The 21627-nt window shown below is 36.9% G+C and carries 18 protein-coding genes, 1 tRNA gene and 2 pseudogenes; 11 read left to right on the forward strand and 10 right to left on the reverse strand.

Features of this window, described 5'->3' with window-relative positions:
- The first annotated feature begins 26 nt into the window (after positions 1 to 26).
- On the forward strand, positions 27 to 593 hold the full coding sequence (locus A9996_RS10400) for a TlpA family protein disulfide reductase (protein ID WP_066434283.1): 567 nt from the start codon (positions 27 to 29) through the stop codon (positions 591 to 593).
- On the opposite strand, the gene A9996_RS10405 is transcribed toward A9996_RS10400, so the two are convergent.
- The 6 genes and pseudogenes from A9996_RS10405 to A9996_RS10425 all read right to left on the reverse strand — a co-directional run bounded on the left by A9996_RS10405 (position 579) and on the right by A9996_RS10425 (position 6003).
- Positions 579 to 1733 carry a lycopene cyclase family protein gene (locus A9996_RS10405; RefSeq protein ID WP_066434286.1) on the reverse strand — a complete coding sequence of 385 codons (1155 nt, stop codon included), beginning with the start codon at positions 1731 to 1733 and terminating at the stop codon, positions 579 to 581. The genes A9996_RS10400 and A9996_RS10405 overlap by 15 nt on opposite strands.
- A gap of 21 nt (positions 1734 to 1754) precedes the next feature.
- A pseudogene (locus A9996_RS20570) lies at positions 1755 to 2205 on the reverse strand (sterol desaturase family protein).
- Positions 2206 to 2213: 8 nt separating this feature from the next.
- Positions 2214 to 3053, reverse strand: coding sequence for a phytoene/squalene synthase family protein (locus A9996_RS10410; RefSeq protein ID WP_066434289.1), 840 nt, complete (start codon positions 3051 to 3053; stop codon positions 2214 to 2216).
- Positions 3037 to 4524, reverse strand: a pseudogene (locus A9996_RS10415) (phytoene desaturase family protein). The gene A9996_RS10410 and the pseudogene A9996_RS10415 overlap by 17 nt, the downstream one beginning before the upstream one ends.
- Positions 4525 to 4581: 57 nt before the next feature.
- The gene (locus A9996_RS10420) at positions 4582 to 5481 is read right to left on the reverse strand and encodes a MerR family transcriptional regulator (protein WP_066434292.1); all 900 of its coding nucleotides are present in this window, start codon (positions 5479 to 5481) and stop codon (positions 4582 to 4584) included.
- A gap of 438 nt (positions 5482 to 5919) precedes the next feature.
- Positions 5920 to 6003: transfer RNA gene (locus A9996_RS10425), tRNA-Leu, on the reverse strand.
- 454 nt (positions 6004 to 6457) lie between these two features.
- Between A9996_RS10425 and ku the strand changes: the two genes are divergently transcribed.
- From ku to A9996_RS10445, 4 genes are all read left to right on the forward strand, one after another.
- On the forward strand, positions 6458 to 7231 hold the full coding sequence (gene ku, locus A9996_RS10430; RefSeq protein ID WP_066434295.1) for a non-homologous end joining protein Ku: 774 nt from the start codon (positions 6458 to 6460) through the stop codon (positions 7229 to 7231).
- 1 nt (position 7232) lies between these two features.
- Positions 7233 to 9659, forward strand: a complete 2427-nt coding sequence (gene ligD, locus A9996_RS10435) for a DNA ligase D (RefSeq protein ID WP_066434298.1) — start codon at positions 7233 to 7235, stop codon at positions 9657 to 9659.
- Positions 9660 to 10097: 438 nt separating this feature from the next.
- Positions 10098 to 10562, forward strand: coding sequence for a hypothetical protein (locus tag A9996_RS10440; RefSeq protein WP_066434300.1), 465 nt, complete (start codon positions 10098 to 10100; stop codon positions 10560 to 10562).
- Positions 10563 to 10730: 168 nt separating this feature from the next.
- Entirely contained in the window at positions 10731 to 11684 is a 954-nt protein-coding gene (locus A9996_RS10445; RefSeq protein WP_169817250.1) for a helix-turn-helix domain-containing protein, read from the forward strand.
- Between the two features lie 131 nt (positions 11685 to 11815).
- Here A9996_RS10445 and A9996_RS10450 read toward each other — a convergent pair whose 3' ends face one another.
- The gene (locus A9996_RS10450; protein WP_066434308.1) at positions 11816 to 12445 is read right to left on the reverse strand and encodes an SOS response-associated peptidase family protein; all 630 of its coding nucleotides are present in this window, start codon (positions 12443 to 12445) and stop codon (positions 11816 to 11818) included.
- Positions 12446 to 12761: 316 nt separating this feature from the next.
- Here A9996_RS10450 and A9996_RS10455 point away from each other — a divergent pair, with 316 nt between their 5' ends.
- From A9996_RS10455 to A9996_RS10470, 4 genes are all read left to right on the forward strand, one after another.
- Positions 12762 to 13022 carry a hypothetical protein gene (locus A9996_RS10455; protein WP_066434317.1) on the forward strand — a complete coding sequence of 87 codons (261 nt, stop codon included), beginning with the start codon at positions 12762 to 12764 and terminating at the stop codon, positions 13020 to 13022.
- A gap of 116 nt (positions 13023 to 13138) precedes the next feature.
- The gene (locus A9996_RS10460; RefSeq protein WP_066434322.1) at positions 13139 to 13318 is read left to right on the forward strand and encodes a hypothetical protein; all 180 of its coding nucleotides are present in this window, start codon (positions 13139 to 13141) and stop codon (positions 13316 to 13318) included.
- A gap of 372 nt (positions 13319 to 13690) precedes the next feature.
- Positions 13691 to 14269, forward strand: a complete 579-nt coding sequence (locus A9996_RS10465) for a hypothetical protein (protein WP_157487207.1) — start codon at positions 13691 to 13693, stop codon at positions 14267 to 14269.
- 12 nt (positions 14270 to 14281) lie between these two features.
- Positions 14282 to 15028, forward strand: a complete 747-nt coding sequence (locus A9996_RS10470; RefSeq protein WP_066434336.1) for a PRC-barrel domain-containing protein — start codon at positions 14282 to 14284, stop codon at positions 15026 to 15028.
- A 173-nt stretch (positions 15029 to 15201) separates the two neighbouring features.
- Here the strand turns inward: A9996_RS10470 and A9996_RS10475 are convergent, their stop codons facing one another.
- The 3 genes from A9996_RS10475 to A9996_RS10485 all read right to left on the reverse strand — a co-directional run bounded on the left by A9996_RS10475 (position 15202) and on the right by A9996_RS10485 (position 19843).
- The gene (locus A9996_RS10475; RefSeq protein ID WP_066434339.1) at positions 15202 to 15732 is read right to left on the reverse strand and encodes a DUF421 domain-containing protein; all 531 of its coding nucleotides are present in this window, start codon (positions 15730 to 15732) and stop codon (positions 15202 to 15204) included.
- Positions 15733 to 16361: 629 nt separating this feature from the next.
- A complete protein-coding gene (locus A9996_RS10480; RefSeq protein WP_066434342.1) occupies positions 16362 to 18173 on the reverse strand; it encodes a cytochrome-c peroxidase in 1812 nt (603 codons plus the stop codon).
- A gap of 77 nt (positions 18174 to 18250) precedes the next feature.
- Entirely contained in the window at positions 18251 to 19843 is a 1593-nt protein-coding gene (locus A9996_RS10485; protein ID WP_066434344.1) for a PhoX family protein, read from the reverse strand.
- Positions 19844 to 20302: 459 nt separating this feature from the next.
- Here A9996_RS10485 and A9996_RS10490 point away from each other — a divergent pair, with 459 nt between their 5' ends.
- Together A9996_RS10490 and A9996_RS10495 are read left to right on the forward strand one after the other, a co-directional pair.
- Positions 20303 to 20737, forward strand: a complete 435-nt coding sequence (locus A9996_RS10490) for a hypothetical protein (protein WP_066434346.1) — start codon at positions 20303 to 20305, stop codon at positions 20735 to 20737.
- A 107-nt stretch (positions 20738 to 20844) separates the two neighbouring features.
- Positions 20845 to 21621 carry a glycosyltransferase family 2 protein gene (locus tag A9996_RS10495; RefSeq protein ID WP_066434349.1) on the forward strand — a complete coding sequence of 259 codons (777 nt, stop codon included), beginning with the start codon at positions 20845 to 20847 and terminating at the stop codon, positions 21619 to 21621.
- Positions 21622 to 21627 lie beyond the last annotated feature (6 nt).

The following is a 21627-nucleotide window of genomic DNA, read 5'->3' on the forward strand; positions in this document are numbered from 1 at the left end:
ATCGGGAGTTTTTTATGTTTAAGCAAATGAAAATCTCAAAAAGTCAACGCAATAATATTATTTTCCTGGTGATTATTTTGATTATGGTTATCCCGCAAACCCGTCAGCCTATTCAAATTTTATTACAGAAAGGTTTGGCGATGTTCAGTCCGTCAGTTGTTGATGAAGAAAACCGGATCTTATTGACTGATTATGACTGGCAGCTTGTAGATGAAAATGGAATGGCTTACAATTTCAATGATGCCAAAGGTAAAGTGGTCTTTATCAATTTTTGGGCTACTTGGTGTCCGCCATGTATCGCTGAAATGCCGAGTATGGAAAAATTATATCAAGATTATAAAGAAGATGTGGTCTTTCTGTTTGTTTCCAACGAAAAGCAGGAGGTCATTTCTAAGTTCAAGGAAAAGAATGATTATGAGTTTTTAGTACATGCTGCTCTAACTCCAAATCCTGAACTTTTGGAAACCTCTTCAATACCGAGAACCTTTGTCATCGATCAACAAGGCAACATCGTTATTGATAAATCTGGCGCTGCAGATTGGAACAGTGCTAAAGTAAGAGCACTTTTAGACCACTTGCTAAACCTTGAATAGGACTTTAAAGAATGCTTTAATAAACGCCATTGAAAAGAGCGATTTCATAATGGCCAAGTCTTCTGAAAATGAGGTTTCTTCATCTAAAAATCGGAACATCGTTTTAATTGAGTTCTTGGAATAGAACTGTTCAAAGATCCAAACACCTTTTTCGTTTTCGTCATTAAGGACTGTCAAAAAAATCTTATCATAAAACTTGAATTTCATTTGAAATAAATCATGTGAAGGTTTTTTTCCAGCCTTGATATTCTCAACTAATTTAAACACATTCTTTTCAGTGTGTTTAAAAGAATACCCTGTAGATCCTTTAACCCAACCACCACCAGTGCCAATCTTCGTAACGTTGTTAGTGTGGTAATTCCAAAATGGGAAATCGGTCATAGGGATGTTGCCTACTTCAGTGTCTACTAGTTGATAATTGGATACCTTGAATTCCTTCTGCAGATACTCTTTAATGACAGTATCATAAACCTTGGTTTCTACGGTAAATGGCGTAAAAAAGGTAAACTCCACTAGCGCTTTGGTTGCCGAAAATGGCAAGACATAAATAAAGCTTGTGGAATCTTTATATTGAAACCTGTAGTCCATCATGGTGAAAACTTCAGGTTGAAAGCAAGGTGTCTCAGTCTCGATGACCACACCTTTAAAATGCTGATGTATAAGTGTGTATTTGGATTGTTCAGTATAGAATTCTTTAGGGATTCTGCTATCAAACACATGTGTTGCAGTATAACTTTGGTTATCGCCAATGACTGTTAAACCACTATGTTCTTCAATTGTTTGGATGGTGTCTAAAATGAAAGTGAAATTAGATTTTGACAGCAGCTGATTTTTCGCATAGGTGTAAAAATCAATGGACCTAATGGTTTTATAATGATAGTCGTGGAGCGGAAGAAGCAACGACACCTCATCAGATTCGAACTTTGCAGTGTGCCACACCTGTTCTACAATAGAGTCCCATTTTCCTGCGCCTACTTCCCAGAAACTCCAGGTTTTATCGTTTGATGTTTTATGGGAAGGGTCAATAAGTCCTATCTTATGGCTGTCAAAAAACGGATCGTTTGAAAGTTCCAATGCCAGCTGCAACCCAGCAAGACCATTTCCAATGATGAGATAATCAAAAGAGGTATTATCCTGCATAGTTGAAAACGGCCTAAGTAATTATTTTTTAAAGTATTTGAAAGGGACTACGAGCATGCCAAAGCATTCGCCATCATCTTTTCCTAAGTGTTTGTGGTGCATTTTGTGAGCGCGGCGCACACCTTTGGCGTACCAATTGTTGGCGTTTCGGAAGATTTTAAAGCGTTGGTGAATAAAGATGTCATGAACAGTAAAATAGGCAATACCATAGGCTAAGATGCCGAGCCCAATAGGCAGACAATACCAAATATTTTCATAGCTCCATAAGTAGAAACAAGTGATACTTACAATGGCATAAAAAATAAAAAAGGCATCATTGCGCTCAAACCTAACTTTTGTGGTCTTTTTTATGGTGATCTCTATGCAAATTCCATAAAACGCCGTGCATAATGTATTTATGAGTAAACCAAGCCATAAATTCCATAATAGAAAATACGCTTACAAAAATGAGTATCCAAAGAAAAATTCGCATCTACAAATTTACATTAAATTGAGTTGATATTTGACGTAGCTCCGGGTCAAAAGTTCAAACTTCTTGTAGTTAGGTACTCTTATGCGAGTTGACTTAATATCCAGGGCAGGTGTATTTTTTAATTTCTTGAGAAGTTGGTTATAATAGCGATAGGCCATAAAAACGCCAAACTTAGCTTCAATTGGAAGTTCCTTAATGCCTTTAAGACCTAGTGCGAAGTCATTTTCAATATCAGTAATGATTGCATTTTTAGAAGCTTCATCCAGTTGGTTCAAATTTGTGTTAGGAAAATAAGTCCTGCTCAAATCATCATGATCAGCTTTTAAATCCCTCAAAAAGTTCACTTTTTGAAACGCGGAACCCAGACTCATAGCGCCACCTTTTAAGGCTTCATATTTTTTGCGATCCCCTTTTACAAAAACTTTAAGGCACATCAATCCAACCACATCGGCTGAACCGTAGATGTACATTTTATAGTCTGCCTCAGTTAAATAATCAGTTTTATGCAAATCTAAACGCATACTTTTCATAAAGGAAGTGACAAGGTGTTTGTCAATATCATATTTATGATAGGTTTCCTGAAAAGCATTGAGAATAGGATTCAAACTAATTTTGTGCTCAAGCGCAAGTTCTAAATCTTCTTCAAAACGATCAAAGAGGGTTCTCTTGTCGTAATCATGGAAAGAATCAACAATTTCATCTGCAAAACGCACAAACCCATAGATGTTGTAAACATCCTGTCTGATGCTATTGGCCAACATTTTGGTAGCAAGAGAAAATGAAGTACTGTAAGAGTTTGTTACGGCCTTACTGCATTTATGGGAAACGATGTCAAATAGCGCTTTCATATGTTTTAATGGTGTGATGTTTTTTAATAAGTTCAGAAACCAATTTTCCAGAAATCAATGATGGCGGAACTCCCGGACCTGGTACTGTAAGTTGTCCAGTAAAATAAAGGTTATTTACCTTTTTGCTCTTCAATTTAGGTCTTAAAAAGGCAGTTTGCAAGAGGGTGTTTGCCATTCCGTATGCATTGCCTTTATAAGAATTGTAATCGTCAATAAAGTCCTTTACACAAAAAGACTCCTTAAATATAATATTATTTTTGACGTTTTGTGAGGTTAAATTCTCAAATCTGTCCATTATTTTGTCAAAATAGAGCGCTCTAAGTTCTGGAGTATCTTCCAACCCTGGTGCAAGCGGAATTAAGAAAATGCCTGCTTCTTGCCCTTCTGGTGCAACACTCGTATCAGTTAACGACGGGAAACTAGCATAAAACAATGGGTCTTTTGGCCATTTTGGCGTGTCATAAATTTCTTTAGCGTGCGCCTCAAAATCGACGTCAAAGAATAACGTATGATGATTGACATTTTCCAGCTTTTTATCAAACCCCACATAAAACAGTAGGGAAGAAGGTGCAAACACTTTCTTTTCCCAATATGCTTCAGAATATTGACGGTGTACTTTGTCTAGCAATGTCTCTGAATGGTGATAATCTGCACCACTCAAAACGATGTCGCAGTGGTACGTTTCTCCGTTGGAGACTATGCCGGTAGCCTTATTATCTGTAACATTAATTTTTTCAACGGACTGTTCTGTTTTTATGGTCACTCCCAAACTTTTGGCAAGTTCTTCCATGGCCAAAATAACTTCGTACATGCCTTTTTTTGGATGAAAGGTGCCAATTCCAAAATCGGCATAATTCATAAAACTATAGAAAGACGGCGTATTATCAGGTTTTGCACCCAAGAATAACACCGGAAATTCTAAAATTTTAGCCAATCGATCATTCTTGAATTCCTTGCGGACGTCCTTTTTAATGGTACTAAAAAATTGATCAATTTTTTAATAGTAACAGGAGTCATCAACTCAAAGGGTGAGACTCCTGGCCTATACACTAAATCTTTAATGGCAACATCATAATTATGTTGCGCATTGGCAATAAATTTTTTGAGCTTTTGGGAGCTTCCTTGTTCTTCTTTTTCAAATGTTTCGCAAATTTTTCCCAAAGTATCTTCAATTGTAATGAAATCGTCTTTTGCAAAATAAACGCTATAGGCCGGGTTTAGTTTTTCCAACTGATAATATTCAGAAGGATGTTTTCCAAAATCGCCAAAAAAGCGTTCAAATACATCAGGCATCCAGTACCAAGTTGGTCCTATGTCAAATGTAAAGCCATTCTTTTTTAAGCTGTCTGGCGCGACCGCCAATAGTCTTGTTTTTTTCAAAAATGGTGACATCATAGCCGTCTTTTGCGAGATAGCATGCTGCAGATAATGCAGAGAAACCGGAACCGATAATAGTAATACGTAATTTCATTTTTTAGATTGTTTAACAAAAGTAAACAAAAGTTAAACAAGAAACAATTTTAAAGCACTAAATAGTCGCCATTAAACTGTCTATTGATTTAAATGTTTTGATTGATTTTGGTAAAGATTGGCTGTCAATATGTTGGGTCATATAACCAAGTACCCACAATTCGTGATTGTTGTTTGTCAGAAGCTTGGATTCAAACTCAGCGAGGTAATTTGAAAGTTCCTCTTTTTCAGGTCTGATAGTAAAATAAGATATAAACGTAACTTTTTCGTAATAGGCTAAAATGTCTGTTAGGCTGTCAATGGGAACGCTTGATCCCAAAAAGATGCAACGTTCCCCTTTAGAAACCATTTCAAAATTTACAAACATCAAGCCGAGTTCATGAATTTCATTATCCGGAAGAAAAAGAACAAAAGCATTATTGTGCTTTATTTTATTTTGAGCTTGCAAACTCTCAGTGTTGACCAACAGTTTTTGTCTGATAAGGGAGGACAAAAAATGTTCATGCGCCGGAGTGATCGTGTTTGTTTGCCAGAGCATTCCAACTTCGGAAAGTAAAGGCAAAAAGACTTGATAGAACAACTCTTTGAATGATTTGTCTTTGATAAGGCCATTATAGGTTTCATAAAAGAGCTCTTGGTCAAAATCCAACATCGCCATTTTAAAGGTATTGATGGCGTGATTTTTCAGGTGGCCTTTACTGGCAAGTTCTCTGACCTCTTGGTGTATTTCCTGAGTGGTCAATGAGGCAATCTTCGAAATTTTTTGGCCATTATTGTTTAAGAAGCTAATGTTCAATAACTTCTGAAGATGGCTTAAATTGTAAAATCTTATATTGGTATCTGTGCGCTCAGGTTCGAGCAATTGGTATCTTTTTTCCCAAATTCTGATCGTGTGGGCCTTGATTCCCGTGAGATTTTCTAAATCCTTTATACTGAAAATGGTCTTAATGTTGTTCATTCTTTATTAAAAAATATGAAACAAAATTAAACTATTTTATGATATAATATCAAGGAATTTCTTAATAATGTAAATATAATGGAGATGGTTTCAAAAAAAATCAGAAATCTTCTCTTGACTAATTTCATTCGATCGAGCCGTTCACGAGAATCCCGAACTGTCGGGAGAACTTCCACGTTAAACTAGTTTTTGTTTATGTGCGCACGAGAATCCCGAATTGTCGGGAGAACTTCCACGTTAAACTAGTTTTTGTATATGTGCGCACGAGAATCCCGAACTGTCGGGAGAACTTCCAGGTTAAACTAGTTTTTGTTTATGTGCGCAGGAGAATCCCGAATTGTCGGGAGAACTTCCACGTTAAACTAGTTTTTGTTTATGTGCGCACGAGAATCCCGAACTGTCGGGAGAACTTCCACGTTAACCTAGTTTTTGTTTATGTGCGCACGAGAAGACTCGAACTTCCACGACCTAATGGTCACCAGCCCCTCAAGCTGGCACGTCTACCAATTCCGCCACGTGCGCATTAAAATTTTAATCAAAGGATGTAAAAATTCAGCATTTGCTTAACTTTTCGCGCCTTGGTTGGTATCCAAAAACTCATCCTAAAAGAACTTTAGCGGTGCAAATATAAAAAATCAATTATTTTAAAGCAGCTATTTTTAATTTACTTTTAAGGAGTCTCTATTTTAATTTTGATTTAGGCCAATTGCGAACAAGGAGCTCGACATCTTCCATCTTTTATCTTTCAATATAGAACTAGCGTTGGCTTTTTTTGGAAATTAAGAGGGATACGCTATGAAACTTGTTCTTGATAGCGCTACAAATAAATTCTTATGAAGTCATTTGCCAAATGAGGATTTCTTAGATTTTAATGCATCAAAATAGACGCTAGAAGCTAGACAATAGATAGCCGACACTAGACACTAGAGGAAATCAATGCGCATCTCTATCTTTATAATAAATTAAAATAACTTATATGAAATCAGTTTGGAATGGCACCGTTAGTTTTGGTCTCGTATCGATTCCCATAAAAATGTACTCCGCTTCAGAAAGTAGGAATATAGACTTGGATATGCTCGATAAGCATGACCATGCAAGAATACGCTATAAACGCGTCAATGAAGATACCGGCGAGGAAGTGGTATGGAAGGATATCGTTAAAGGCTTTAAGAAGGATGATGCTTATATTATTCTTGAAAAGGAAGATTTCGAGAATGCCAATGTCAAGAAAAGTAAAACGATTGATATTGAGGAATTTGTTGAGGAAACTGAAGTGGCTGATATGCTCTTTAAAAGCCCTTATTACCTCGAGCCCCAAAAGGAAGGTGGAAAAGCTTACAATCTGTTGCGGGATGCTTTGAAGAAAACGGGCAAACTGGGCGTAGCTACTTTTGTGATGCGCCAAAAGGAAAATCTGTCGCTTATTGGCGTCTATAAAAATGTGATTGTTTTACATGTGATTCGGTTTGCTGAAGAAATTCGAGATCCGAAAGAGGTGAAGATTCCCTCAACAAAACCATCTAAAAAAGAGATTTCAATGGCAGAAGACTTGATTGAGAATTATACTGAAAAATTCGATTTCAAAAAATATAAAGATGTTTATAATAAGCAATTGCTTAAGATTATTGACTCCAAAGCCACAGGGAAAAAATTCAAAGTCGAAAAAACAGAGAGCGAACCTACGGCGGCAAAAGACTTAATGGCCAAATTAAAAGCCAGTTTGGATCAACGCAAAAAGAAAGCTTCTTAATATGGGGTTGGAAGAGTACCGTAAGAAACGAAGTTTTCAAGACACGCCAGAACCAAAGGACATCCTTGATGATGATAACAAATTCCGTTTTGTCATTCAAAGGCATCGCGCAAGCCACTTGCATTATGACCTCCGTTTGGAGATGGAAGGTGTCCTCAAAAGTTGGGCTGTACCCAAAGGACCGTCCATGAACCCTAAAGACAAGCGGTTGGCAGTCCATACAGAAGATCATCCCGTTGCCTATCTTACTTTTGAAGGCGTTATCCCTAAGGGTAACTATGGCGCAGGTAAAATGACTGTTTGGGATACCGGATATTATCAAAACTTATATCCTGAGCAGAATTTATCTTCAGATTACGCAGATGGCAAATTGAAAATCACCATTCATGGAAAAAAAGTCAAAGGAATTTTCACCTTGGTGCGATCGTCTTCAATGAACAAAAAAGACCAATGGTTACTTATTAAGCACGACGATCAATTTGCAACCAATCTCAATTATGATGCTGAGGATTTTAATTTGGAAGCGTTTTCCAATAACGATCATCATAATGCTTCACCACTAAATTTGAAATCCTTCGTAAAGCCCATGTTGGCATCTCCTGGCACCAAGATTTTTAATGATAAAAACTGGATTTATGAATTAAAATATGATGGCTATCGCGCCTTGGCCAATATTGAATCGGGTGGTGTAGAACTGTATTCCAGAAACGGAATTTCGCTCAATGATAAATTCAAAAGCGTTTATATGGACTTGGCAGATTTAGAGCATACTGCCATCCTAGATGGAGAAATTGTGGTGTTGGATGCCAACGGGTTACCACAATTTAATGCTTTGCAAAACTATGATGAGGCTACCACCAAAGGCATCTTAGTCTATTATATTTTTGATTTGTTGCATCTTAACGGCCACGATACTCTGGAGCTCCCATTGTTGGATAGGAAACAATTATTGAAAGAATTGATTCCAGATACGCCGCATCTTCAATACTGTGATCATGTGGAAGCTATGGGAATTACCGTTTACGATCAGGCCATTAGCATGGGAATGGAAGGTGTGATTGCCAAAAAGGCCAGTTCCAAATATGACACAAATGCGCGCTCTTCAGAGTGGTTGAAATTCAAGAAAATTGAAAATACTGAAACCATCATCTGTGGGTATACACTTTCTACAACCAAATCCCGAAAATTTGCCTCCCTGATCTTGGGCATGGTAGAAGACGGTGTTTTGGTATATGTGGGCACTTGTGGGTCTGGATTTTCAGAACAGCAAATCACCGCACTATACCATAAGTTTGAGGTGCTAAAAACAGTGGAACCTGCTTTTGAGATCCGTCAACATCTTAAAGGAAGGGAAGCTGTCTGGCTAATTCCTAAATTGGTGTGTGAAGTGAAATTTTCAGAATGGACTCCAGCCAGCGTGATGCGACATCCTGTGTTTTTAAGACTACGAGAAGATAAGGCGCTTGAGTTTGAAACCTCAGGACCAACCTCAAAGTCAGCCATAAGACAAAAATCTCCTGATGCTGAATTTTCATTAGAGGTGGATCAAATTCAAGTGTCAATCACCAATCCTGATAAACTCTATTGGCCCAATCCAAAGCTGACCAAGTTTGACCTCTTGGATTATTATATTAAAATGTCTGAGTACATTCTGCCCTACCTAAAAGACCGTCCAGAAAGTTTGCACCGGCATCCCAACGGCATTTTGGGAGATTCTTTTTATCAAAAGGATCATGAAAATTTACCAAAATGGATAGAAACGGTTGCCATTCAATCAAAATCTTCAGAAAAGGAAATCAATTACCTATTGTGTCAAAATCAGGCGAGTTTGCTTTACATGAATAATTTGGGATGTATAGAATTGCACCCCTGGCATTCGACCATCTATCAACTGGACAAGCCTGATTATGCCATTATTGATTTGGATCCGTCGGCAGAGAATACGTTTGAACAGGTTATAGAAACGGCCCTAATTGCTAAAGACATTTTGGATAGTGCAAAAATAAAAGGGTTTTGTAAAACTTCGGGGGCATCAGGACTCCATATTTACATACCTATGGGAGGTTTATACACGTATGAAGAGGCAAGGGATTTTACAAAACTACTGTGTGTTTATATCAACGAAGCGCTGCCAAACCTAACCACGTTGGAGCGCTCTCTTAAAAAACGGGGCCCCAAGATCTATCTCGATTATTTACAAAACCGAAAGGGACAAACCATCGCTTCAGCTTATAGTGTGAGACCAGAAAAGTACGCCACGGTATCCACACCATTACGTTGGTCAGAAGTCAAGTCCGGATTGGAAGTGACAGACTTCACCATTCAAACGGTGCCCAATCGGGTGCTTACCCAAGACGATCTATTTAAAGGAATTTTGGGCGCAGGAATTAATATGGAGAAAGCGATAGATCTCTTAATGGAAAATTAAGAAATGTGCTCTTTTTGAGTTCGAATTTTGATTTTTTGGATTCGATGTCTGATCAAATGTTGGTTAATTTTATTTTAAACTTTTAAAATACATATAAAATGGGCACTCAAGACAAAAATCACAAAAAGGAAACTCCGAAGAAATCAGATGAGCAAAACGCTCCTAAAAAAGCACCTGCTGCTGCTGGCAAAACGGCGAATGCTCCTAAGAAAAAGTAGAACGCCGTGTACTCCTTAAAAACTCTTGTGCCATGATGTGGTGCAAGAGTTTTTTTTGTTTTTGAACCAAAAAATAATCAAGACTCAATTCAATTGCCTGCATTGTTTGAAGCTATTTAGCGCCGCTGGTGGAATCGTTAAGAGCAATCATTTATTCAAATGAGAAAATGTATGTGATTATTTGAGTTTATTTTTGTTCAGAACTAAAAATCAAATAATTATGAAAATTCACCACCAATTAGCAGTCGTCTTGATAATGACTTTGACAATGTCATGTGATTTTGGTAAAAACAATTCTCCAGATCACAGTACCGAGGGTAGGACTGTACCTGAAAATAAAGAGATCACCAATACAACCAATTATAGAGAAACTGGAAATTTCGATACCATGGATGAAACTACCGTAGGGAATGGGATTTCGGATAGTTTAAATGAGAATTGGAATTTGGATGATCCGGAGCGACAAGAAAATTTGTATTCCCGCTTTCGTATGTCGCAAGATCAAATCCAACGTTATGAAAAGGCATTGAAAGAGTGGAAGGACGTTGAAAAAGGCGAGGCCTACAAACTGCTTTCTGCCAATGAGAAAATTAAAGAAGAGGATCGGATTTTAAAGGAGATCCTTGATGCCTCCCAGTATGATCAATATCAGCAATGGTCTGATGCCAATGATCTAAGAAATTAAGTAATTTTGATATAAAGAAACTCTTACTCAGGTAGGAGTTTTTTTTTGCTTTGTTGTTTACAAATCGGTATTGCGCTATTTATTAATGGAAAAACGATAACTATACAGCTATAAAATTTAGAGATTTGTAAGACTATTCAAAGTTAAATGCTTTTAAAAATACTCGTTATGAATGATTTGCGCAGTTTTGAGATACGGGAGGGCCATACCAAAAATGCTCGATATTTTAAGGGTTCGATTGAGAAACAAAAACTTACAAACACTTTGGATTATTATGGATTTCGGATCAAATGCATCCATGATTTTACGATCAATCTGCGAACAGAAAAAGAGTCTTCACTGTATTTGTGCGTCAATTTGGCTGATAAGTCTTCTTTACAGATGACCTGCGGTACCAGCGTGACTTCTGTCCCTTCATTTGCGAGTGCGTTGGTTCCTTTTAAAAATACTGAAACCATTTCTTTTGACTGCAAGTCTCATAAGGACTACGATTTTTTATTATTAAAAATAGAGAAATCTGATTTGGACCAAGATCAAACAGAATTGTTGGAACGATTACAGCATGAGGGCGCCCTGATAGCTTCATCTAATATCCCTAAAATTTTGACGCCAAATCTTGGGATGTGCGAGGTGTCAAGAAAATTAAAAGACATAGATAAAACATTATGTGAAAATAAATTTATTGCTAGAGGGTATAGCAATATTCTCATTGGGTTGAAATTGAAAGAGCTGCTTAATGGGGAACATTTTCAAACTAAAATGGCTTATCTGCGCAATTTTGAAATTCAACAGTTGGAGTTGCTAACTGAAAAAATCAAGGTCAATCCGCAACAGCAATACGCCATTAAGGAATTATGCAAACAAACAGGCTTGTCAGTTTCTAAGCTTCAAATGGGGTTTAAGGAAATGCACAATTGTACGGTGGCCATTTTTATAAGGAACGTACGCTTAGAAAAGGCCTTGGAAATGCTACGGAATACAGATTTGAATGTTTCGGAAATAGTTTATTCTGTTGGGCTTACCAGCAGAAGTTATTTTTGCCGGGTATTTAAAAAACGTTTCAAGTGCTCACCCAAATCATATCAGCAGCAATTGAAAGTGCCAAATACGCTCGCCTCTTAAAGTCAAATAGTTGACAATTGTGATTTGTTCTTCTTAAATTTTGTAGAAGAATTTCTTTTTTTTATCTGTGATATTTCTAAATATATGCTGTAATCGTCTCTACTGGTCGGCGTGCAGTTGGCTAAGGTCTATCAATACTCCCGATGCATCATCTGCCGTTGGTTATATATACTTTTATCCATTTCAAAAGTAGTGTTACATATATCGTCAATTGGCATGTCTTGATTTAAAAAATCCGAATACTTGTCCGCTGCAACAATGATGGGTTTTGGATCTTTTAAATGGTAATGGGAAGAACCATTGGAATGGGTAAGAATACTACAAGACATAAAACCATCCTCTAAAATATTATAAATTCCTGCAAAGCAAAATACATCATGGCTCTTTAATTGGTTGTGAAATGTCTTCACTTTATGGTTTTCAAATTCGGCAGTAAAAAACCCTGTCGCTACAATCAAACAACGTCTATATGTTAAGGCTTCAAAAAGCCATGAGGTTTCTGGGATTAACTCATATTCAATTTCGAGGGTGTTGTGGAAGGACTGAAAACTTTTCCAACTATCTATAAAACCTCTAGGCAGGATGCCCCATATTCCATATTGGATCCGGTCTGGTGCCTGTGCGGTAATGACGCATACCGAAGATTCTTTAAAACCATTTATGATAGAGGTTGGCTCATAGAGATAATCATAGTCAAATTTTGAGTTGAGCTGGATTTCTATGTCTTTAAGAGATGCGGTATTTGAGATACGTGACAGCATATTGCGAATTAAACCATTAGTACAAACAAGTGCTTGCTTTAAAAAAATTATTTTTAACCTTGCACGTCTTAACTTACGATAGAAATATAATAGCGGTTTTAAATCTTTGAGTTCAACAGTGTTTTTGTCTAACACTGCATGTTGAAGTTTAAACTGATTTTATAACAATAACAATCCAAAAAAACAAACACCTGCAACTATCTCCATTTCAAAAGTGTCTTTCTTATTTTTTTCGAGTAATTTTTTAAGGAATAAGATACAAGTGTCCTGTGCAAATAGTCTAATTTGAATTTTATAATTTTAAATTAAACTATAAATGAGCAAACAGCAAGACACACAAGACGATGACAATCATAGTGGCTATAACAAGGATAATTTAGCAGGGAGGTTTAACGATGAGCTTGAAGGACGATGGTCAGCCATTCAACAGGACTACCGTAAACAATATCCAAACATTACTGAAGAAGACGTGACCTATAGAACAGGTGAATTTGATTTGATGACCGAAAAAATAGCCAAGAGAACAAATAGAAGTCGGGATCAGATTGCAGATGAAATTAAGAATTGGAAACCCTAAGACAAATTGAGTACTACATTTTTAAAAATATACATATACTAAATAAGGCATGGTAAATTTAAATTAATAGACATGTCATCTTCAATAAACAAATAACAAAGCTAAAACGAACAATCATGACAGACAAAACAGACAAACGCAAAAACAAAGAATTTGATCCAGAAAAAAACAAAGAGGTTGAAAATGGACCCTTAAAGTCAAAACATGTAAATCAATATGGCGAGAAGCACGATAAGAAAGACAGAAACATGTCTAAGCGAGTGGATGGTGAGGAGGATAAAGAAGATAACACCTAACATAGGTCAGTGTTTTATAATTAAATAACACTACAATTCAATTTCCTGTTATATACGCAGTTGTCTTTTTGAAGAAAGTTTGTAGGAACTTATTAAGGCGTTGAGAAGCTCAAATTAAAAAATCAGTCCTCAGTGCTTTAGTTGAAATCTTCTGTTGCAGACTAGTCATCAAAATTTATAATAAAGAGATGCATTGGGGTTAACATATTATCTATTAGAGCCTTATTCAGCTGTTTAGTTTAATTAACTTTATATCGTTCATGCCTGAGATCAGGTTGGGAGCACAAATTAACTTAAATAGAAAATTATGGCAGAAATAAAAATCGAAAAAAACGTCCTGTTTGGCCTTGGGTCGTCTTAATCTTAATCGTTTTGGCAATTATAGTGTATTTTATCTACGAAAATCGAGATAACGATGACTATAATGACGACCTAAATGATGGTACTACTACTGAACAGATGGACGATTCCATCGACCTACAGTCGGACAGCACTTATGATCCCAACCAAAATTACAGTAGCACTTTTGATGAGTTTTCTGCTTTTGAAGAATCCATCTCAGATTCTACACGGATAGCCGTAGATTCATCTTATACCAAAAAGGCGTTTTCAAATTTGGCCAAAGCGGTCGTAGCGAAGGCTGACGAGAGCGCTTTGCAGAATTCAGAAGCTTTAAATTATTTGAGAGATTATTCAACACTCAGCGCCAACATGTCGAGTACGACACAAGGCATGGAAGCATCTAAGAATTTTAAAACTCCCAGTGAGGAGATTGTTACTGTATTAGGAGCTATACAATCTAAAAAGTACCCAGCACTCCAATCACAAGTGTCAGATTTGAAACAAATCGCTGCTAAGGTTGACGGTTCCAAGAGAATGGATGGGCAACAAGCATTTATGAATTCCTTTTTAAACAAGGCTAAAGATGTATTACAAGCAATGAACAACTAAAATATAAAAATCATGACAGAACAGAATAAACACCTCTATTATATTGATGACCTTTCTGATTACAAAATTTCTGATGGCTACCCAGACATTAGAGGATGGGATGTTAAGGACATCGACAATCGGGTTATTGGTAAAGTGGATAATCTATTGGTCAATAAAGAGGCCGAACGCGTGGTCTATCTTGATGTTGAAGTAGACGAAAGCATTATTGACGCCAAATATGATCCCTATGGTAGACCCGCCCAGACTGACATCCGAGAGTTTGTAAATAAGGAAGGTCAAAATCACATTATAATACCTATCGGATTGGTTGATTTAAACCAGGATTCCAATTATGTTTACACGGATACGATTAATCACCGCACCTTTGCTGAAACAAAAAGGTACCGAAAAGGTGATACAATTGATAGAAGCTATGAAGACCAAGTGTTAGGTTCTTACGGACGTCGACAAACCTCAGATGAAGAGCAAAAAAAATCTAGTGCTTCTGAACATGAACTTCGATTGAGGGAAATTATACGTGAGGAAATTAGAAAATACCATCATGATTCTAATAAAAACACAACCTATAGTAATTCAGAAGCCTATCATCAATCAGAAGGCGTATCAGAAGATGTAGAGGACTCAGAAATTATGACAGATCAAGAAATGGAATTGAGAAGAAGAAGAGACAATGAGGCGTCTTCTAATGACGTTGATTTTTACGAGCGCAGAGAATTTGATGACAAACATTTTAAAAAGCGCACGCCAGGCTTGTAATTTTCAACAGTTAAAATACGTAATGCCTTTGAAAAAAGAGAACTTATTATTTGTAAGTTCTCTTTTTTTATAAAAATTATCATGTCATCAATTGATGTTTCAAACATCGCAAACGGCACTAATTTAAATTTTTTTGAAACTAAATTCAACGCTGATTTCATAGTGTTCCGTCTTTATGGTTTTAGCCGTACGCCTGATAACAACGTTTTATCAAAATTTTCATTACTATCGCTACTGCCTTTGTGCAAAACAGAGATATCGCCTGTTGACTCCAAGACAACGGCATATACTTGTTCAAAATTCAACACGTTGGCTTCCCGTAGTTTATAAAACAGCTGTTTTTCTTCAATTCTGGCAGATTTCATATTGTCATATAGGATTGTGCTACCGTCCATGAGCAATAATGGTGCGTTTGAAATTACCTTACTTAAGGTCTTAAATCTTCGTTGTAAATAAGAAAAAATAAAGGTTAAGAACAGTAGACCTGCAATTGCGACCGAGCCATGAACTACAGATGTGCTTGAGGTAAGAGTAGATGATATGATACTGCCTATGGCAATTGTGAAGGCAAAATCATACGCTGTAAATTTTGCAAATGCCCTCAGACCAACCAATCGCGTTAAAACAATAATCAATACAAATAAAAGAAAACATGCTATTAGGGTTTCAAGTATGGGGTCGCTGTTGTTGTATATCCAATCCATATTTTTTTTTATAAGTTAGTGTGGCCATAATTAGATTTCTACATTGTTGACACTATTGTGGCGCGCTTGACTAAAAATACATAAAATCAAATAGTTGTAGTCTTTTAAGCTTGGATATTTAATAAATACTGTGGTAGACAACTTTTGGTTGTAGGCTTTTAATTAAATATTCCAATTGACAGTTTTAGAGTACTATGTGCGCTAGATTGACGATTTGGAGCTACACATAAAAGATTGGCAATATAATAATGAGCGCATTAATGAATTGGGATATAGTGAAAAAGAGCTCCTCTTATACCAAATTCCCACAACAGAAAAGATCTTCATTTCGAAGGCGGAGTTATTCAAAATAGTTTAGGCCCGTAATTAAGGCTGTAAAAGTAAACCAGCAAATAGATTTGACAAAAACAAAGAAGTTAAACAATTAGTGAGCTAACCGTGAGATGCTCATAATTCTTCGAAGTTTTTAATTAGATCTGGTTTATGGTTTTCATCAATTTTAATTGAACTGAGCTACTTCAATATCACAACCAAAATTTGGCACTTCACTTTTGCATGTCTAGTAATAATTTAATCGTTTGTGGAAAACTCAAAAAGACATTTGGTTCTTTAATAATTCCCGTTTAGCTTTAGTAAGATTCAACATCCGTATCGTTCAGCGTTTTGAGAAATGCAATGATTGCCTTCTGCTCTGATTCGGTCAAATTAAGCTCGTCGAAAGGTAAAGTTTGATGTTCGAGCTCAAAACCCATTCCGCCACCGCCACCAAGATTGTAGAAATTGAGCACTTCTTCTAAAGTTTCATAAACACCATTATGCATATAAGGAGCCGTTAAGGCACTGTTGCGAACCGTAACGGTTTTAAACATCCCTTTGTGCAATGGCGATCCATATTTCCAGTAGAAACCTAAATCATCATCCAAGCTCTTGTTAGTTGCGGTTTCTGGCACGCCAATGACTTCTTTTTCAGTCTCTCCAAAGAATGGAGGAACCGTTCCGTTAGTAAGTGGAATAAAGTGGCAAGTAGCACAAAGCGCCTTTCCCATAAATAAATTATAGCCCAACTTTTCTTCATCTGTGTAAGTGTCAACTTCGGCTCTCATATTTTGATCAAATTTGGAATTGAAGCCATTAAGCTCAGAAACATACGAGGAAATGGCTTTGATAACATCTGTGTTCCTTGTAGAGATACTTCCAAAAGCGTCTTTAAAAAGTTTGTTGTAAGTTGAATCCTTTAAAATCTCCGAAGAAAATTCATGAACGTTTGTGTTGAATTCATCTTTGTTGGTAAACACTGAAGATATTTGGTCTAAAATTGTCTCCGAGCGTCCATCCCAAAAAAAGCTTTGCTGAAAAGCAGAATTGATAAGGGTTGGTGTATTACGACCCAGTGGTTTGCCATTGTTATCACTATTAGCTGCCATGCCATCAGCGTAAGCCTTATCTGGATTATGGCAGGTTGCACAGGCCATTAAACCGTTCGCAGATAGATTAGTGTCAAAGAATAGTTTTTTTCCTAGTTCGATTTGTTTGTCGGTCGGGTTTTTATTCACATTGGGCATAAAGAAATTTGAGTTAAATGCATTTTTTTCAAAAAACGTAGGAGCATCAAAATTGAATGGTTCGGTATCTACGGGTTCCCATAAATCAGACGTTTTGCGAATGTCGACCCAATTGCGCATGATCGGGTTGAAATATTCCCGTGTAAATGTATATCTATCAAATGTGTCGAAGTCTGGGTTATCCTCAATGAACTTTACGGCTTTTTCAATATGATTCTGAAAATCTGTGTCCAGTTTGGAATTCTTGTCCTTTATAATATATTGGATGCTGTGTTGATAGATTTCGTATAAACTTTCAAGGGATATGGCAGTTTCTGAAATGCCCAAATGGCTCACTGGCGTGTCAAAACCGGCAATTGCCAAACTGACGATCCTAAATAGTTGTTGATGCGTAGCGATGAAAAAACGCTGTGGATTTAGTTCCCTCTTTTCGATATTGCTTTGTAGATTTATCAAAAGCCCTTTCGTGATATAAAGCTCCTCCTCATAATCTGCTTTACTTGTTTCACCTTCGTAGATGCTTTCCTCTATTTTTTGGAAGCCAACCGGCTTAAGCACCTTGTTATTATCCTCTTTAAAAATCGGTAGGGCAGGGCCATTAGCTCTATGTCCTACATCAGGATTGAGGTAGGTAGCATAAGGTTCTGCTTTCTTAAAGGCAATACGAGCTTCCTTAAATAAGTTTTTGGCGTTTTTTCCATCAAAGCCTTCAACTTTTAAGCTGTCAAGATATTGGATGGATTTGGTAATGTTTTCTAGATAATAATTTTGGGCATAGGTCCACTCAGAAATAGGAACTAGTTCTTCTTTTTCCTTTTTACAGGAAAGAAATAATGCAAAACTAAATAGGACTAATAGGGGGGAAGAGAAGTGCTTCATATCTGTTGGTTTTATCTATAAAAAGAATCTCCATTTATAAAAAATGGAGATGTCTCTATTGAAATTATAATTATTAATTATCTAGGCAATCCTTTTAGTAAGACTATTTGCGACGCTTGTTTGTCTTCGCGACCACCTGTATCTCCATTTGAAGCTGGTGTACCTTTTATGAAATTATGACCATCCAATTCGCCGAAGGAATCACTTACCCAATAATGAGGCTGTAAAGCCAATATAAAGGTTCCAGGAATTCCTACTTTATCAGAAATATCTATCAATGCACCATATTCGCCTTGATCACCATCCATCGGACCTACACTATTATCTTCAGCTAAATCCTGACGCACGATAAACTCCAAAACTTTATTAGGATTTTTTCCATTGATATCAGTTTGATAGATATAGGCTGTATGTCCTTTGCTGAAGGAGTTGGGGTCTTCTTGGATATAGATGAAATTTTCAGTCACACAAATGTTATCAGGACTTTGAAGATCGGGTAAGTTCCCGTCCATATTGTTTGTGTTTGTGTTTCCACTTACGATCTGTTTCACTGTTCCTTGTAATGGATTTTCTGGATCTAATTTGAGGTTATAAACTGTTCCCCAATCATTATAAGTCCCGGTGCCTGGACCTTTACCAGTAACAGCGAAAAAGATATTACGGCCATTGGCATCGCTTCCTTTTTGATAATCAACATCTTCAACACGCATAAATTGAGAGGCATTGATAGCAGTACATGCGGTATCCATTTCACTTTGGGTCATACTGGCTCCATCGACAATTTCTACGAATTCAACAGCGTAAGTCTGACCAAAATCCAAGCTGCCTTCATTATAAGTTGTACTGGCAGATACATCTTGTAAACCGCCTGCACCATCTGAAATTTGCTTAAAGCGCATCACATAAATTTTACCGTTATTAAAGTCGGCATCACCTTGTGTTGAATAGTACATCGTCACCTGACCTTGTGAACCGCTTGAATCATCATCACCACCAATGATAAGTGTTTTGCCTGAATAGGCATCTTTTGGAAGTGGCACAGCATTCTCCCAAGAGAACTCTCCTAAAGCATCTAACCCAAAATCGGCATTTGGCGTTGGTGTGGTGACTCTTGGGTCAATTCCTTTAACATCATAATGAAACCTTTCAGATGCAGACAAAAAGATATCTTTAGAACCTCCATGCACCGCCGCTTCAAACATGGTACCTGAACATTGTCTTGAAAAGTCAGAAACACCTGAGTTCAATAAGTAATCTCCAGTAGTTGGTATTAAATTTTTATCTAGAAAAATACGGGACACTGAATAACTGTCTTCGTTATTCACCACATAAATATAGCCACCTTGATTGTCACTGAGAAATCCAGCACCATCAGCAGATCCGGCCAACTGGAAATTGCCGCCTATAACATCTGGAGTACTTATTAATGAGTATGCTTTTACAAAATTAAATTGTGGAGACATCGCCACTAACGGAGGCGTGCTTGATTTGTCTGCAAATATTGTAGGTTCTGGAACGAAATCTTGACCGTCTTGACCGTCTTGGCCATCAGTTCCATCGACACCATCAATACCATTGATCCCGTCTGTGCCATCTTCACAGGCATTGAATGTTAAGCCAACTGCTAGAGCAATGAGGGCGCTTAATAAGATTTTTTTAGTAGTTTTCATGTAAACTTATTTTGGTTTTTAATTGATTCAAAAGTAGGTTTAGACTTCAAATAACCTGTTAGGAAATTAAGGTGGTTTGATTACCATAAGTTTAAGGTACTGTTAAGGTGTTAACTCAACCTTAACGAACAATGGATATAAGGAGATTTTGAGTGTTTTATCAAGTATCAAAGATTTGAAGGTCACTAAATTTTTACAGAAAAATTCAATAAAACCATAGTTCAGCCGGTTACTTGGATACAAATCTTCTTTATTCCGACCAAGGGATTAAAGTTTTAGAGTACGCTATTTCTTCTAAATGGCATTAAAATCATTAATGGTTACATAGATGTTTCAACTGGAAGTGTTTGTTTCATTTGAGCAAAAATTGAAATTATTAAGGATCATCCTTTTAACTAGTAACACCTATTTTTATAACAGATAAAATGTAGAATGAATTTTTAACTTTAATAACACATTATGAATAAGACAAGCAAATTTTTAGCATTTATGGGTATACTCGCTTCATTAACCACTTATTTGGCTTTCAAGGTTACTCGTAATACATCTGTAAGGGATGAAAATTCTTCAGGTCCGCCACGGAATCCTAACCACAATTCCTTAAGAAATGAAAAGTCAAATTCATTTGAGAACCGCAGGAATGAAGAAAACACCAAAAGTCCATCAGATGACAAGACACAATTGATGTATAAGGATTTAGGTATGACAGAAGATCAAAGCCGACGATTTGAGAGAGACTACCAGGCTATTATGGGCGATTGGGAAAAGACCAATCCAGGTATTGACATGGATAATCAACAAAAAGAGGATAGTCATGTTGCCGCTTTGAAGGCAGTACTCAATGAAGCACAATTTGCAATGTACCGTGAAGGCCCGTACAAAAAGCGCTCTTAATTTATGCTTGTGATTTTTAGGACTTGATTTTCATCTTAAAGACGTGTTTTAACGGATTTAAGAAGAATTTTCAATTGGCTAATATGACGACGCTCGTTTTCTAAACATTGGAAAAACACAAATATTTCGACGAAAATTCAATGGCTGTCATAGATGCCATTGCAAACTCTATTGCCATTGGGATGAAGCCAGCTGATCCTGAAACTAAAATCATTGTTACAATTCCTGCCCATAATGAAGAAAAGGTTATTGTTACATGTCTTGAATCTTTGTTCAATCAATATTCGGTCTTTAATCAAAACTTGGTGGCTCGGTTAAAGGCTACTTTTGTACCGGAAGAATGGGATTTTGCTCCAAACCATGCCGATAATTCAGGGCCTAGTTTGGCAGTCAGGGCTGATGTTTACGAGGCCGTAGGAGGTATGCGGCCCTTAGGATTTTGTGAAGATATTGCGTTTTACGATTCCATAATATACGGAGGTTTTAAAGTTAGACATTGTCCAGAAACAATTGTGACCACGTCAAGTAGACAAGACCCTAGAGCGCCTTGGGGGTTTGGAGCGGAATTAAAAACATGGAATGATGAGTCCTCAATTATTTTTGAGGTTGAAGGCCTTAAAGCACTTCTGGAAAGACTAAAAATCTATAATCTGGTGGAAGCGTTATATTTGACCAAGACCCAGAAATTTTTGGAGAGGGCCAGCTTTAAAAGCGGTTTGGATAAAGATCAACTAACGGATTATTTTTTAAAATATCCCACTTTCAATGCAATGAACCTTAAAATTGAAAAGGACCTCGATGAACTAGCATCGTGGCGCGAAAGGTTTCCTAAACAAAATGTGTGTCTGGCAGTACAGGACCTAGAGGATTTTTTGACCAATTAATTGTTG

This window comes from Gelidibacter algens, from assembly GCF_001678675.1.
GTDB classification, from domain to species: Bacteria; Bacteroidota; Bacteroidia; order Flavobacteriales; family Flavobacteriaceae; genus Gelidibacter; species Gelidibacter algens.